This window comes from Burkholderia torrens (assembly GCF_984668525.1).
On sequence record NZ_OZ480213.1, the window covers coordinates 62,295 to 75,532 of the forward strand.

The 13,238-nt window shown below is 65.4% G+C and carries 11 protein-coding genes and 1 pseudogene; 9 read left to right on the top strand and 3 right to left on the bottom strand.

Features of this window, described 5'->3' with window-relative positions; translation table 11 throughout:
• Positions 1-56: 56 nt before the first annotated feature.
• From AC5LXX_RS30870 to AC5LXX_RS30880, 3 genes and pseudogenes are all read right to left on the bottom strand, one after another.
• Entirely contained in the window at positions 57-953 is an 897-nt protein-coding gene (locus AC5LXX_RS30870; protein WP_493413923.1) for a DUF6039 family protein, read from the bottom strand.
• A gap of 71 nt (positions 954-1,024) precedes the next feature.
• The gene (locus tag AC5LXX_RS30875) at positions 1,025-1,555 is read right to left on the bottom strand and encodes a DUF1697 domain-containing protein (protein WP_493413924.1); all 531 of its coding nucleotides are present in this window, start codon (positions 1,553-1,555) and stop codon (positions 1,025-1,027) included.
• A gap of 335 nt (positions 1,556-1,890) precedes the next feature.
• Positions 1,891-2,113, bottom strand: a pseudogene (locus AC5LXX_RS30880) (transposase); the annotation flags it as partial.
• Positions 2,114-2,766: 653 nt separating this feature from the next.
• Here AC5LXX_RS30880 and AC5LXX_RS30885 point away from each other — a divergent pair.
• From AC5LXX_RS30885 to AC5LXX_RS30925, 9 genes are all read left to right on the top strand, one after another.
• The gene (locus AC5LXX_RS30885) at positions 2,767-3,171 is read left to right on the top strand and encodes a DUF3224 domain-containing protein (protein WP_493413925.1); all 405 of its coding nucleotides are present in this window, start codon (positions 2,767-2,769) and stop codon (positions 3,169-3,171) included.
• Entirely contained in the window at positions 3,168-3,971 is an 804-nt protein-coding gene (locus tag AC5LXX_RS30890; protein WP_493413926.1) for a 4'-phosphopantetheinyl transferase family protein, read from the top strand. The genes AC5LXX_RS30885 and AC5LXX_RS30890 overlap by 4 nt, the downstream gene beginning before the upstream one ends.
• A gap of 146 nt (positions 3,972-4,117) precedes the next feature.
• Positions 4,118-5,350 carry a hydroxymethylglutaryl-CoA synthase family protein gene (locus AC5LXX_RS30895; RefSeq protein WP_493413927.1) on the top strand — a complete coding sequence of 411 codons (1,233 nt, stop codon included), beginning with the start codon at positions 4,118-4,120 and terminating at the stop codon, positions 5,348-5,350.
• A 53-nt stretch (positions 5,351-5,403) separates the two neighbouring features.
• Positions 5,404-6,159, top strand: a complete 756-nt coding sequence (locus AC5LXX_RS30900; protein ID WP_493413928.1) for an enoyl-CoA hydratase-related protein — start codon at positions 5,404-5,406, stop codon at positions 6,157-6,159.
• Positions 6,156-7,043: an ACP S-malonyltransferase gene (gene fabD, locus AC5LXX_RS30905; protein ID WP_493413929.1), complete on the top strand. Its 888-nt coding sequence runs from the start codon at positions 6,156-6,158 to the stop codon at positions 7,041-7,043. The genes AC5LXX_RS30900 and fabD (AC5LXX_RS30905) overlap by 4 nt, the downstream gene beginning before the upstream one ends.
• A 9-nt stretch (positions 7,044-7,052) precedes the next feature.
• Positions 7,053-9,362, top strand: coding sequence for an ACP S-malonyltransferase (gene fabD / locus AC5LXX_RS30910; RefSeq protein WP_493413930.1), 2,310 nt, complete (start codon positions 7,053-7,055; stop codon positions 9,360-9,362).
• Positions 9,350-11,179: a non-ribosomal peptide synthetase gene (locus AC5LXX_RS30915; RefSeq protein ID WP_493413931.1), complete on the top strand. Its 1,830-nt coding sequence runs from the start codon at positions 9,350-9,352 to the stop codon at positions 11,177-11,179. Before fabD (AC5LXX_RS30910) ends, AC5LXX_RS30915 begins: the two co-directional genes overlap by 13 nt.
• Positions 11,180-12,121: a chlorinating enzyme gene (locus AC5LXX_RS30920; RefSeq protein WP_493413932.1), complete on the top strand. Its 942-nt coding sequence runs from the start codon at positions 11,180-11,182 to the stop codon at positions 12,119-12,121.
• Entirely contained in the window at positions 12,118-13,215 is a 1,098-nt protein-coding gene (locus tag AC5LXX_RS30925) for an alpha/beta fold hydrolase (RefSeq protein ID WP_493413933.1), read from the top strand. Before AC5LXX_RS30920 ends, AC5LXX_RS30925 begins: the two co-directional genes overlap by 4 nt.
• Positions 13,216-13,238: the final 23 nt, after the last annotated feature.

The window sequence follows — 13,238 nt, forward strand, 5'->3', positions numbered from 1 at the left end:
CGTACTCCTTGAAGTTGATGGGGCATGACTCGATATCGTCATGCCGATGGTGGCTTTCAGGTCCGATCTGGCTCGACGGCGAGCATCACGACGTCGTGCATCGAGCCCGTTTCGAACAGGCCGCCCCAGGCCGAGCGCTCTCCGTTCAGGTTGACGCGCGGCTTGCCCATTAGCTCGCGCAGCGCCGAGTCAGTCGCCTCGAGTTGCCGCAGTGCATGGCAGGCATCGAGGTCGCGGAAATGGATCAGCAGATGCAGGCGGTCCTGCGTACCCCACATTTCCTCGAATTGCGCGACGGTGGCGCTTCCGCCGAGACGAGCGTTGACAGCGGATTGCCATTCGCTCAGATAGAAGCGCGCGAGGTCGCGCGATTCGTACCGGGCCTGCAGCGAGCGAAGCACCAGCACGCCGCAATTGCCCGAGTGAAGGAACGGCGCGTTCGCGTCCGCGATCTGGTGGCGCGCGGGAGGAAGAAAGCTGCGCGGATCCAGTTCGTCCATCGCTTCGCGTGCGAAACCGTGCTGCGGCACGATCACGTGCTCGCGGAAGCTGCCCTGGACGAAGATCCGCTCCCAGTTGCCACCGCCTCGCTCGGGCAGACGGTCTTCCTGATAGATGTCCTGGAACGCCTTGTCGTGGTCGACCAGGTCGAGGAGGCGGCCATAGTCCGACGGGGTCTTCATATGAACGAGCCAGTGCATCTTTCCGTGACGTCCGAACACTTCCTCGTAGACGAGCGTGACCGCGTCGGGAGAGAGCTTCTTGTTCATGTAGTTCTGAAGCTGGATCGCGAACGCGCGCGCCTCGGGCAGATAGTCGTAATGGACCTGGGCCTCGCGATGGATCACCATCCCGGCGTTCAGCGAATGCATGGCCGCGGCACCGTCGGGCAATTGTGCGACGGCAGCCGACACGAAGCTGCGGGTATCACGACTGGTTCGGTTGTCTGTCATTTCCTTGGTTCATCTGGCTGATGCGCTGGCCCTGGACGAGCTGGCGCCGGGTCGTTCAGATGTCGCGCCAGCTAGGACGCGACGAGTTCAAGCAGGTGGTGCGTGGTGTTCCAGTTGCGGGTCGTGGCCTGCGTGCCAGTCAGCCGTTCGACGAAGCTGTTGTTCAGCTTGGTGCGTCCATATCCGTTTGGGCAATGGACGTAGACCACGCGCTCGCCGACCGCGTACTCGTCGGGAAGATAGTCTTTCGACGCGGTGCTGCCGGCTTGGGCGCCCGCCATCTTCAGGAACGAGAAGTGCAGCTTGGACGGGTCGTACTCGCGCCAGTGCTTCGGTAGTCCGTCGATCACGGCCGAGAGACTGGCCTTGGTGAGCGCCATCACGGAGACATCGGCATAGCCGAAACGGTCGGCGATTTCACGCTCGAGCGTCGATTCGAGTTCCGCTGCCTTCAGCGTCGATTCGAGAACCAGATTGCCGCTCTGCAAGTAGCTGACGGCGTTCCGGAATTTCAAATCCGTGCACAATTCCAGCAACTCTTTCATCGTCACCTTGCGATGGCCACTGACGTTGATTCCTCTAAGCAGGCAGATGTAACGCATGGATATAAGGGGTTCAGGTGGAAGGAGGATCCATTCTATAGAGGAAGACCAATACGCCCCTCTGCCGTGAACGCCGCCGGCCGATACTGCCGGTGAGGTGATGCGTCGAGTCCCCTTGCCGTGGCACGATTGGGAGACCAGCGATCTTCCTGGCGAACTCCGTTGCGGCTAAAGCGTGATCCGCGTGCCTGACGATTCGCCGGACTGACTGCGCGGCAGCCCCTCTTTCACGCGTGGACTGCGGACGGCTCCGGCACGTTTTGCTGCCCGTGAGAAGTCGATTTTTTCGTCCGCATCGATTTCGTCCATCAGGATCGCTTGCATCTTTTCCCATATCCCGCTCTGTTGCCAGTCGCGGAGACGGCGCCAGCAACTGACACCTGAACCGCAACCCAGGTCCGGCGGCAAGTCGCCCCAGCGTATGCCTGTCTTCAGAACGAAAATGATCCCCATCAGGGCCACGCGGTCGGGTACGGGCTTGCGGCCCGGGTACTTGAAGCGGCGCGGCTTCGGTGGAGGTAACAGTGTCTCGATTCTTGCCCACAGTTGATCATCCATGACTGGACCACCCAACTGACCGATCCGCCTACCTTAATCGAGGCGGTGCGCAGTCAGCTGAAAAAAAGTTAATCGCCTATTCAAGGTCTTTTTGAAACAGACGCAACATTCTTCTGGGAATGGAATGATGGTCTTTTTGAAACGAAAACAGTCTTTTTGAAACTGACATATCAATAACAAAAATGACGATGGCAGTCTTTTTGAAACATGGGTACGGTCTTTTTGAAATAACTGTTTTTGGTCGCTTCGTGTTTGAAGGCAGCCAGGAAACGCCCGTGCACGCGTTATGGTTCAGATCGATTCACTCCCTTCCGTTGGGAATGCAGATCAGTCTCCATGTATTGCGTGAGCTATTCCTGCGGGATCAAACAGGGCGGATGCTAGCACAATGAATTACTGGGAGGCGAGAAGGTGATGAAAAAAATATCGACAAAGTATTTCGCGTCACATGTTGGCGATAACATTCACATCTGTTTATCGGAATACTTATCAAGATAATAAAAAGTTATTTGGCTGTGGAGTGTCGTATGTCGGAGAATTGCTCCGTTTTGGCGCGGGAACGACCGAGCATTCGAATTCGCCTCTCGTTCACCGAAGCGTTTCTTTTTGAAATAGATCGATCAACGCCGGGCGTTGTTTAACAAGGTGCCAACATGAACGAACAGTTAGTCGTGGTTCGGACTATGCAGAACTGGGTGGAACAGACCCTGTCGGAATTCGGCGGCGGCCGCAAGATGGCCAGTGCGGCCGTCACTTACCAGTACGAAGGCGGATTCGACGCGGTATCGAACGTCACGTATTCGCTCGTCTATCTGACGCCGTCGACGGCGCTGTTCAGCGGATTCGAGACGATCACGGTCGCCAGCGGCGGCTTGCAGGGCGCACTGGTCCTGCGTCACGACGGTACATTCGAGAACGGCGTCGCCACGATCGAGGCGGGTGTGGTTGCCGATGCGTGCTCCGGGGCCTTTGTCGGCCTTGACGCGGTCGCGCGCATCGACGCCGACGCGGGGAACCCGATGAAGAGCACGCTGACTATCGACACGCGTCGTGCATGACGTCGAGCCGGCACGAGGTCGCCTGGTGGAGCGCGTCGATCGATGCGCTCGGGGCGAGTGGATTCGAGGCGCTCGCCGCGTCATGCGACGACGACGAGATGGCGCGTGCCGGGCGTTTCGTGTTCGAGCGGGATCGGCGCGCGTATCTGGCGGCGCATGGTCTGCTGCGTCGGGCGCTGAGCCACGCCGAGCCGTCTTGCGCGCCCCGCGAGTGGCGTTTCTCGACGGGCCGATACGGCCGTCCCGAACTGGATGAGTGGTTTCGATGCCGTCCGCGCTTCAACCTCTCGCATTGCGAGACGCGCGTGACCTGTGTCGTCAGCGGCACGATTCCTTGCGGCGTCGATGTGGAGGCGCTTCGGCGCAATCCGGGCCGCGTCGTCATGGAGGCGTGTCTCGCTCCGTCGGAGCGGGCTCGCATCGCACGACTCGACGCACCCGGTCGCGATGCCGAGTTCGTCAGGCTCTGGACCTTGAAGGAGGCCGTCGCGAAGGCCGTCGGAATGGGGCTTCACCTGCCGTTTTGCGAGCTTGCGTTCGAATTCGAGGCGGCGCCGTGCCTGCGCGCTGCGCCGGCAGCCGCGGCCGGGCCGTGGCGGCTGGCCCAGCACGTGACCCACGACGGACACGTCGAGTCGTTGGCCCTGCGCATCGGCGGGGATGCGGAGATCGACCTGACCCGCGTCGAGTGGCCCGATACGCGTATGACGCAGGCGGGCGGGGAGATGCCGGATCGCGGTACCGAATGCACGGGGGCGCCGCAATCGGCATGGCGCGCAAAGGCGGCGACGATCTTCTGAGGTGTCGTCGCGAGGGGCTGCCGCGGCCTGTTCGGATGGAAAAATCGTGATGTTGGAAACCTCGACGGCCGAAACATCGATGCCGTTGAAAATTCGCATACCTAATTAGCGAGCGTGAGAAGTGACCACAATGCGGCGGAGCACGTATGAATGTAGGAATTGAGGCGATTCACGCGTACGTCGGACGCATGTCGCTCGGCGTCGCGGAGCTTTTCGAGGCGCGAGGGCTTGATGTGGCGCGCATGTCGAATCTGCTGATGGCGCGCAAGTCGGTGAATCTGCCGATCGAGGACCCGGTGACCAACGGGGTCAATGCGGCCAAGCCACTGATCGAGGCATTGTCGCCCGAGGAACGCGACGCGATCGAACTCGTGATCGTCGGTACCGAGTCGGGGCTGGATTTCGGCAAGCCGATCAGCACGTATATCGCGCACTATCTGGGGCTCTCGCGACGCTGCCGTTCATTCGAGGTCAAGCATGCGTGCTATGGCGGCACGGCGGCGTTGCAGATGGCGCTGTCGTTTGTGAAAGCGAGCCCGCGCCCTGGTGTGAAGGCGCTCGTGATCGCCGCGGACGCGTCGAGCATCGCGGCGCGCAACACCTACTGGGAGCCGTCGCAGGGCGCCGGCGCGGTTGCGATGCTCGTCAGCAACCAGCCCGAGATACTCGCCGTCGATTTCGGCGCGAATGGCTATCACAGCTTCGAGGTGATGGACACCTTGCGCCCGCGACCGGACCTCGAGGCCGGCGACAGCGATCTGTCGATCCTGTCCTACATGACCTGTCTCGAGGCCAGCTACCGGCACTACTGCGAACGGGTCGAGGGCGTCGATCTGGCCGATTCGTTCCGCTATCTCGTGCTCCATACGCCGTTCGCCGGGATGGTCAAGTCGGCGCATCGCCGCCTGCTGAGTCGCGTCGGCGGCTGGACCGCGGCCGACATCGATGCCGATTTCGCGTCGCGAGTCGAGCCGTCGATCCGGGTCTGCCAGATGGTCGGCAATGTTTACTCTGCGGCGCTCTATCTGGCGCTGTGCTCGCTGCTCGAACACGTCGACGAGGCGGTCGCGCGACGCATCGGCCTGTTCTCGTACGGATCGGGATGCGCGTCCGAGTTCTACAGCGGCGTGGTCCAGCCGCAAGGCATCCGACGCTTCCGCGAGGGCGGCTTGTCGCGCGCGATCGCGGACCGGCTCGCGCTCGGGATGGACGATTACGAGCGGATCAGCGACCTGAGCCTGCAAAGGATGTGCGGCGTGCAGGATCTCCAACCCGACCTGTCGTCTTACGCGCACATCATGAAGTCTCACTTCGACGGCAGCGGCCTGCTCGTGCTGGCGGGCATCCGCAATTTTCATCGCGAATATCGGTGGGCCTGACTATGCAAAACCGCGAAGTCCTGACCGAGCGTGGGCCTGGCTGGCACCGTTTCGTGCTTAACGCCGCCGCCACCCAGAACAAGCTGTCGCCGCGGATTGTCGATGCGTTGCACGATGCGTTGCGCGCATGCGAAGCGGACCCGGCCGCGCACGCGCTGATCATCGAAGGCTCGGGCGGCCACTTCAGCAGCGGCATGGATCTCGAGGCGGCGGCGACGGGCCATGCGGTCAGAGGCTCGGGTGGTCAGCGCTTTCTCGAACTGCTGCGGCACATGACCGAGGCGGATGTCGTGGTCGTCAGCATCGTCGACGGCAAGGCGAGTGGCGGCGGTGTCGGCCTTGCGGCCGCCAGCGACTACGTCATCGCGACGCCGCGCAGCGTGTTCAGCTTGCCCGAGATTCTGTGGGGGCTGGTGCCGTGCCTGATTGCCCCGTTTCTGATTCGGCGGATCGGTTTTCAGGCATGCCGGCGGATGACGTTGACGACCTTGCCGATCGACGCCGAGGCCGCGCAAGCGTGCGGGCTTGCCGACACGCTGGCCGACGACGCGCTGCCGAAGCTGCTGCAGCGCCTGCGGATGGTCGCGCCGGAAGGTATCGGCCGCGCGAAGCGCTATCTGGGACGCCTCGACGCGATCGACAACGTCACGCTGGACAGCGCGCTGGACGAGCTGGAAACGATCCTGGCGTCGCCCGATGTCGTGCAGCGCCTGACCGAGTTCGCACGCAGCCGGCGCTATCCGTGGGAGGTGGCGACGGTGCGCGGATTGGCCGACGACGGCGCGTGCGCGGCGGCGGTGCGGACATGAGCCGCGCGTGGCTGTTTCCGGGGCAGGGCACGCAACGGCGCGGAATGGGCGCGCAGGTGTTCGATCTGTTCCCGGGTCTGGTCGCCAAGGCCGACCGGATTCTCGGATATTCGATCCGCGAATTGTGCGTCGAGGATCCCGACGAGCGCCTCTCGACCACCGAATACTGCCAGCCGGCACTGTATGTCGTGAATGCGCTGATGTTTCTGGAAAGACGCCGTCGTGAGCCGTGGCCGGCCTTCCTTGCCGGACACAGCCTCGGCGAGTTCAGCGCGCTGTTCGCTGCCGGCTGCTTCGATTTCGAAACGGGGCTGCGGATCGTGCAGTGCCGCGCGCGCTGCATGGCGCCGGCGGGGAACGGGTCGATGCTCGCCGTGATCGGCCCCGATCTCGAGCAATTGCTGGGCGTGATCGACGAACTCGACCTGACAGGGCTCGACGTCGCCAACTACAACCTGCCGACCCAGACCGTGCTCGCCGGCCCCGACGCGAGTATCGCCGCGCTCGACGCAGTACTGGTCGAGCGTGAGCTGGCGCGCACCGTTCATCTGCATGTGGGCGGTGCGTTCCACTCGCGATACGCGGAGCAGGCCGCCGCGCGCTTCAGGGACATGCTGCGTGAATTCGAACTGGCCGATCCGAAATGGCCGACCGTATCGAGCGCTACCGGCCACGTATACCAGCCCGGCACGGTGCGCGAGGTGCTCGAAACACAGATCGTGCGGCCGGTGAAATGGGTCGACACGATGCAGTTCCTGCACGACCGGGGCGTGACCGAGGCCGTGCAGATCGGCCCCGGCCGCGTGCTCGACGGGCTGTGGGAGCGCTTTGAACCAGGAGCGGGCGCGCTGCCGGGTCATCCCGGCAAGTTGGCGATTCAGTAAGGATGGCGAATGGATAGGCGAAAGCAGGAACCGGTGGCATGGTTGTTTCCCGGTCAGGGCGCCCAGTTCAAGGGCATGGGCGGACGCGAGCTGTTCGCGGCGTATCCCGAGTACGTCGCGAAGGCCGATGCGATTCTTGGCTATTCGATCGAGACGTTGTGTCTCGAAGACGTCGGCCAGCAGTTGAAGCGGACGGCATTCACGCAGCCGGCGCTGTTCGTGGTCAATGCGTTGAGTGCCTACCGCGAACGTGAGAACGGCGCGGCGCCGGACTACTACGCCGGCCACAGTCTCGGCGAGTTCAACGCGCTGCACGCAGCGGGCTGCTTCGATTTCGAAACGGGGCTTCGCCTCGTGGCCGAGCGCGGCCGTCTGATGGGCGAGGTCGAGGGCGGGGCGATGGCCGCCGTGCTCGGGCTCGATCACGATGCGCTGCAGGCCGAGATGACGCGCGCGGGCTGCGCGGACAGTATCGAGATCGCCAACATCAATTCACCGACGCAACTGGTCGTATCGGGTGACGCCGCAGGCGTGTCGGCGCTGGCGGCGCATCTGCGCAAGACGCGCACGGCGAACGTGATTCCGCTCGCCGTCAGCGCCGCGTTCCATTCCCGTCACATGCGCGAGGCCGCCGACCGCTTCGCGACGGTCTTGACGAACACGCCGATGCGCGCGCTGCACACGCCTGTCGTGGCCAACGTGACGGGTGAGCTGTATCCGCAGGGCGATGTCCGGACGATTCTCGCGAGACAGATGGCAAGCAGCGTCCGGTGGTGGGACGGGCTGACGATGCTGCGCCGGTGCGGCGTCGTGACCGCGCGGCAGATCGGCCCGGGTCAAGCGATGTCGAAGCTCTGGAACGAGGCGCTTGGATCCATCGGTGCTGTCGCGCCCGACGCGAAGGCGACGCAGCAGGCCGCGGTCGGGCCGTCGGCTTTCGTGGGCGCGCCGGCGGACGATGAGCGCATGGCCGGCGTCCCGTCACGGAGCGGGGCGCGACTCGGCCGCGCGTTTTGCGAGCGGCATCACGTGCGTCTCCCCTATGTGGCCGGTTCGATGTATCGCGGCATCGCGTCGGTCGAGATGGTCGTGCGCGCCGCGCGCGCCGGCCTGCTCGGCTTCTTCGGCGCGGGCGGCCTGCCGCTCGACGAGGTCGAGCGCGCGATCGTCGAGCTGCGCGGCATGCTGGGCGACGCGCATCCGTTCGGCATGAACCTGCTGGCGTCGCCCGAGCGCCTGACGCTCGAGCAACAGACGGTCGATCTGTATCTGAAGCATGGTGTGCGCCATATCGAGGCGTCGGCGTTCATGCAGGTGAGCGCGCCCATCGTCGAATTTCGCTTCCGTGGCGCGTCGATCCGCAACGGACGCGCGCATGCGCCGAACCAGGTGTTCGCCAAGGTGTCCCGCGCCGAGGTCGCGAGCGCATTTCTCGCTGCGCCGGGCGAGGCGCTGTTGACGCGGCTGCATCAGGCGGGCCGGCTCGATGCGACGGAGATCGAGGCGGCACGGCGTTTGCCCGTTGCGACGGAGCTGTGCGTCGAGTCCGACTCCGGCGGCCATACCGACGGCGGCGTGGCGCTGGCGCTGCTGCCGGCGATCGTGCGGCTGCGCGACGCGATGACGGCGCAGGCCCCGCTCGACGCGGTGACCGGGGTCGGGGCGGCGGGTGGGCTCGGCACGCCGGAATCGATTGCCGCGGCATTCGTGCTGGGTGCGGAATTCGTGCTGGTCGGGTCCGTGAACCAGTGCTCGCCGGAAGCGGGCACCTCGGACCTGGTGAAGGACATGCTCGCGGAGCTCGCGCTGCACGACACCGCCTACGCACCGGCGGGCGACCTGTTCGTCACCGGCGCGCGCGTGCAGGTCGTCCGGCGCGGCACGCTCTTTCCGGCCCGCGCGAACCAGCTGTACTTGGCCTACCGAACCCACGACAGCATCGCCGCGCTCCCGGCGCGCACGCGGGACGGCTTCGAGCGCTTCATGGGCATGTCGCTCGACGCGATCTGGGATCTCACGCGCGAACGGCTCGCGCGGCACCGGCCGGCCGAGCTGGCACGCCTGGAAACGGACCCGAAGGCGCGCATGGCACGCGTATTCAAATGGTACTTCTCGCGTTCGATCGAATCTGCGATCGACGGCGTCGACGCGGAGCGCGCCAATTTCCAGATTCACAGCGGCCCGGCGATGGGCGCATTCAACGCATTTGCGCGCGGCGGCGCGTTCGAGAGCCGCGCGAGCCGCCACGTGGACGCGCTCGCGGAGGAGCTGATGGCGCGCGCCGAACATCACTTGTCGAGACAAGCATGGACGTCCTGAAATCGTCTTCTTCCGAAGCCGCCGGCCTGCATACGTTGTTCGAGCGGCAGGCCGCCGCGACGCCGGAGCGCATCGCGCTCGAATCCGACGGTGTGCGCCTGACCTATCGCGAACTCGATGCGTGCGCGAGCGCGGTCGCGCGCGGGCTGGCAGGCGTCGCCACCGAGCGCGGTGCGCTGATCGGCCTGTATGTCGAGCGCAGCTGCGAGCTGATCGTCGGCATGCTCGGCATCCTCAAGGCGGGCGCCACTTACGTCCCGCTCGACCCGCGGTATCCCGACGCACGGCTGCGCTATCTCGCCGACGACGCGCGCCTGGCCGGCGTCGTCGTGAAGGCGGGCGACACCCGGCCGGTCCCGGGAGGCGCGCAACGCGTCGTGGCCGACCTCGCCGCGTCGTCCGGACCGGCTCGGCGCGGCGTGGAGGTCACGCCCCGCGACAGCGCCTACGTAATCTACACGTCGGGCTCGACCGGACAGCCGAAGGGTGTCGTCGTCGAGCACGGAAACGTGACGCGGCTGTTTCGTGCGAGCGGGCGCCATTTCCATTTTGGCGCCGACGATGTCTGGACGCTGTTTCACTCGGTCAGCTTCGATTTTTCCGTGTGGGAAATCTGGGGCGCGCTGCTGCACGGCGGCACGCTGGTGATCGTGCCGGCCGCGGTGGCCGAGGCGCCCGGACGCTTCGCTGCGCTGGTCGAGTCGGCCGGCGTCACGATGCTGTCGCTCACGCCGACCGCATTCAGTCACTTCACGCGGGCGGCGATCGCGGCCGGCCGCCGGTTTCCCGCGCTGCGCCATATCGTGATGGGCGGCGAGCGTCTCGAGGCGAGCCATCTCCGGCGCTGGTTCGAACACTACGGCGACGACGCGCCGCGGCTCGTCAACATGTACGGGATCACCGAGACGACGGTTCACGTGACCTATCGCGCGCTGTCCTGCGCCGACCTCGTCCACGAACAGGCGACGCCGATCGGCGCGCCGCTCGACGATCTCGACGTGCATCTGCTCGACGCCGCGGGCCGGGCGACGCCGCCGGGCGAGACGGGCGAAATCGTCGTGACGGGCGCCGGTGTCGCGCGCGGCTATCTACGGCGCCCGGCACTCGACGCCGAACGGTTCGTGATGCTGCCGCTCGGCCCCGGCGGTGCGCTCGTGCGCGCGTACCGCAGCGGCGATCTCGGCTGCCGCATCGACGGAGAACTCCGCTACGTGGGGCGCGGCGACGACCAGATCAAGCTCCGGGGCTTCCGGATCGAACTTCGCGAGGTCGAGTATCAGCTCGGCCTGATCGACGGCATCGAGTCCTGCGTCGTCGTCGTCCAGGACCTGGGTGACGACGACCGGCGTCTGCTCGCGTTCTACGTGCCCGATTCGCGAAATCACTCCGCCGCCGCGCTGATGGCCGAGGCGGCAAGACGACTGCCGCCGCAGATGGTGCCGGCGCGCCTTGTCGGAGTTCCTGCCATCCCTCTGACTTCCAACGGAAAACGTAACGGGCAAGCACTCATGAAAACACTGGAAACACTCAGTCAGGCCGAATCGGCGCGACAAGGCCGGCCAACGGGCTCGATCGCAGCAGTGGTCGCCGGCATCTGCGGCGAGGCGCTCGACGACCCGGGGCTGTCGTGGGACGTGGATCTGTTCGACCAGGGCGCGACGTCGCTGTCGATCAGCCGAATCATCCTTCAACTGAACGCCCGTTTCGGGCTGCCGCTTACCGGCGTCGAGTTTGACGGCGACTGTTCGATCACGAACATCGCGGCCGTCGTCAACCGCGAATCGAAACGCCACCCCCAGCAACTGGAGAACACCTGAATGACGGTTTCGACGCTCCCCCGACTGACGGACGAGGAAGTCGCCTCGTTCAAGGCCAACGGCTTCATCGCGCCGATCAAGGTCTACGAACCCGAACAGATGGACGCGTTGTGGAAGGCCGAACGCCTGCGCCTCATGGACCGCTCCGCCGCCGTCTACGATCTCGACAGCGTGTCCGGCAATACGAACATCGCGAATTACGATCGGCATCTCGATTCCCGGATGCTGGCCGAACACGTGTTTGCTCCCGAAATCGTCGGCCGCGTCACGTCGATTCTCGGGCCGGACGTGCTGTGCTGGCGCAGCGAGTTCTTCCCGAAATATCCCGGTGACGAGGGGACCGACTGGCACCAGGCCGATACCTTTGCGAATGCGTCCGGCACGCCGCAGATCGTCTGGCCGCAGAACCGGGCGTTCGGCGGCACGATCACGGTGTGGACCGCGTTCACCGAGGCCAGCATCGAGATGGGCTGCCTGCAGTTCATTCCGGGCACGCATACGCAGATGTTCTACGACGAGACGAAGGAGATGCGCTACAACCCCGGCCGGATCAATGCGATGGAGAAGGATGGCGGTGTGCGGCGCGGCTTCTTCGGCTATGACTACCGCGAGCTGCAGATCGACCCTGACTGGCAGCCGGAGGTCGAGAAGGCCGTGTCGATCGAGTTGCGGGCGGGCGAGTCGGTGATGTTCTGGTCGACGCTGATGCACGCATCGCATCCGCACGTCGGCAACACGAAGAAGATGCGGCTCGGCTTCGCGGCGCGTTACGTGCCGACCTGCGTGCGGGTCTATCCCGATACCGACGCGATCGAGGAATACGGCGGCAGCATCAAGCTCGACCGTTACGGCGCGGCGCTCGTCGCGGGACGAGACGAATACGGGCACAACCGGCTCGTCAGCGAGACCACGCGCGGCTTCAAGTTCCCAGGCGCGCGATGAATCTTGCCGACGCCGTGTTGCGACTCGTCCCGCTCGAGCGGCAGCTTCCCGTTCCACTCGGGATTCCCGCCGACGCGCCCGACGCGATCGAGGCGCTATTCGCCGCGGCCGGCATGCGCCCGCCGCGGCGAATCGCGCCCGATTCGATGCTGGACCCCCTCGGGCAGGCCGCGGTGCGCGTGCTCGCCGGGGCCGGCCCGCTGCCGGATGCCGGCCGCTCGCCTTCCGACGCGCTTGCGGCCGCGCGCGCGCGCGGGCTCGAGGGCGTGGTAGTCCGTCGCAACGTCAGTGCGGCCGACGGCGTGCCGTTGCCGGTCGTCCATGCCGGGCAGTCGAATCGGGCGCATCCAGTCCTGCTGATCGGTGCGCCGGGCATGCCGGCCGAGCTGACCGCAGGCTGGCTGCGGGGCCTCGGCACGTCGCGGCCGGTCGCCAGTTGGGAGACGCGCGGCATGTTCGGTTCGCTCGATCGGCGCGTCGACGGGCTCGCGATCGACGACCAGGTCGGCGATGCGGCGGCGGTGCTCGACGACGCGGGATGGGACGACGCGCACGTCGTCGGCATCTGCGGAGGCGCGGTGCTTGCGCTCGCGTTCGCCGCGCGCTATCCGCGGCGAGCGCGCACATTGACGTTGTGGTTCGGCGATCTCGATCTGGGCGCAGAGGCGCCCAAGACCGAGCACCAGCGCAACCTGCAGGCGCTGATGGAGATGGTGACGTCGAACCAGGTCTCTGTGCAGGCGTTGCGCAGCGTGCTGGTGGGTTTCATGGCGCGTCTGTCAGATCCGGATCTCGCGCCGCTCGTGCTGTATCCGTTCGCGAATGACGCGCTGCTCGAACGGTACTGCCGGATGAACCACCCGATCATGTCGACCGACTGCCGACCGTATCTGGCGCGGATTACCGCGCCCTGTCTCGTCGGGTATGGCGAGCACGACACGACGACGCATCCGGAAGGGTCACGCACGCTCGCCGGCCTGCTCGGCGGCGAGCTCGTCGCCATACCCGGCGCCGTCCATCTCGATGGCATGCGCGGCGATCCGGCCGATCTGGCCCGCGTGCTGTCCTTTCAACGTGGTCATGACCCGCACTGAATAACGGGCCTTTCCGGCGGCCA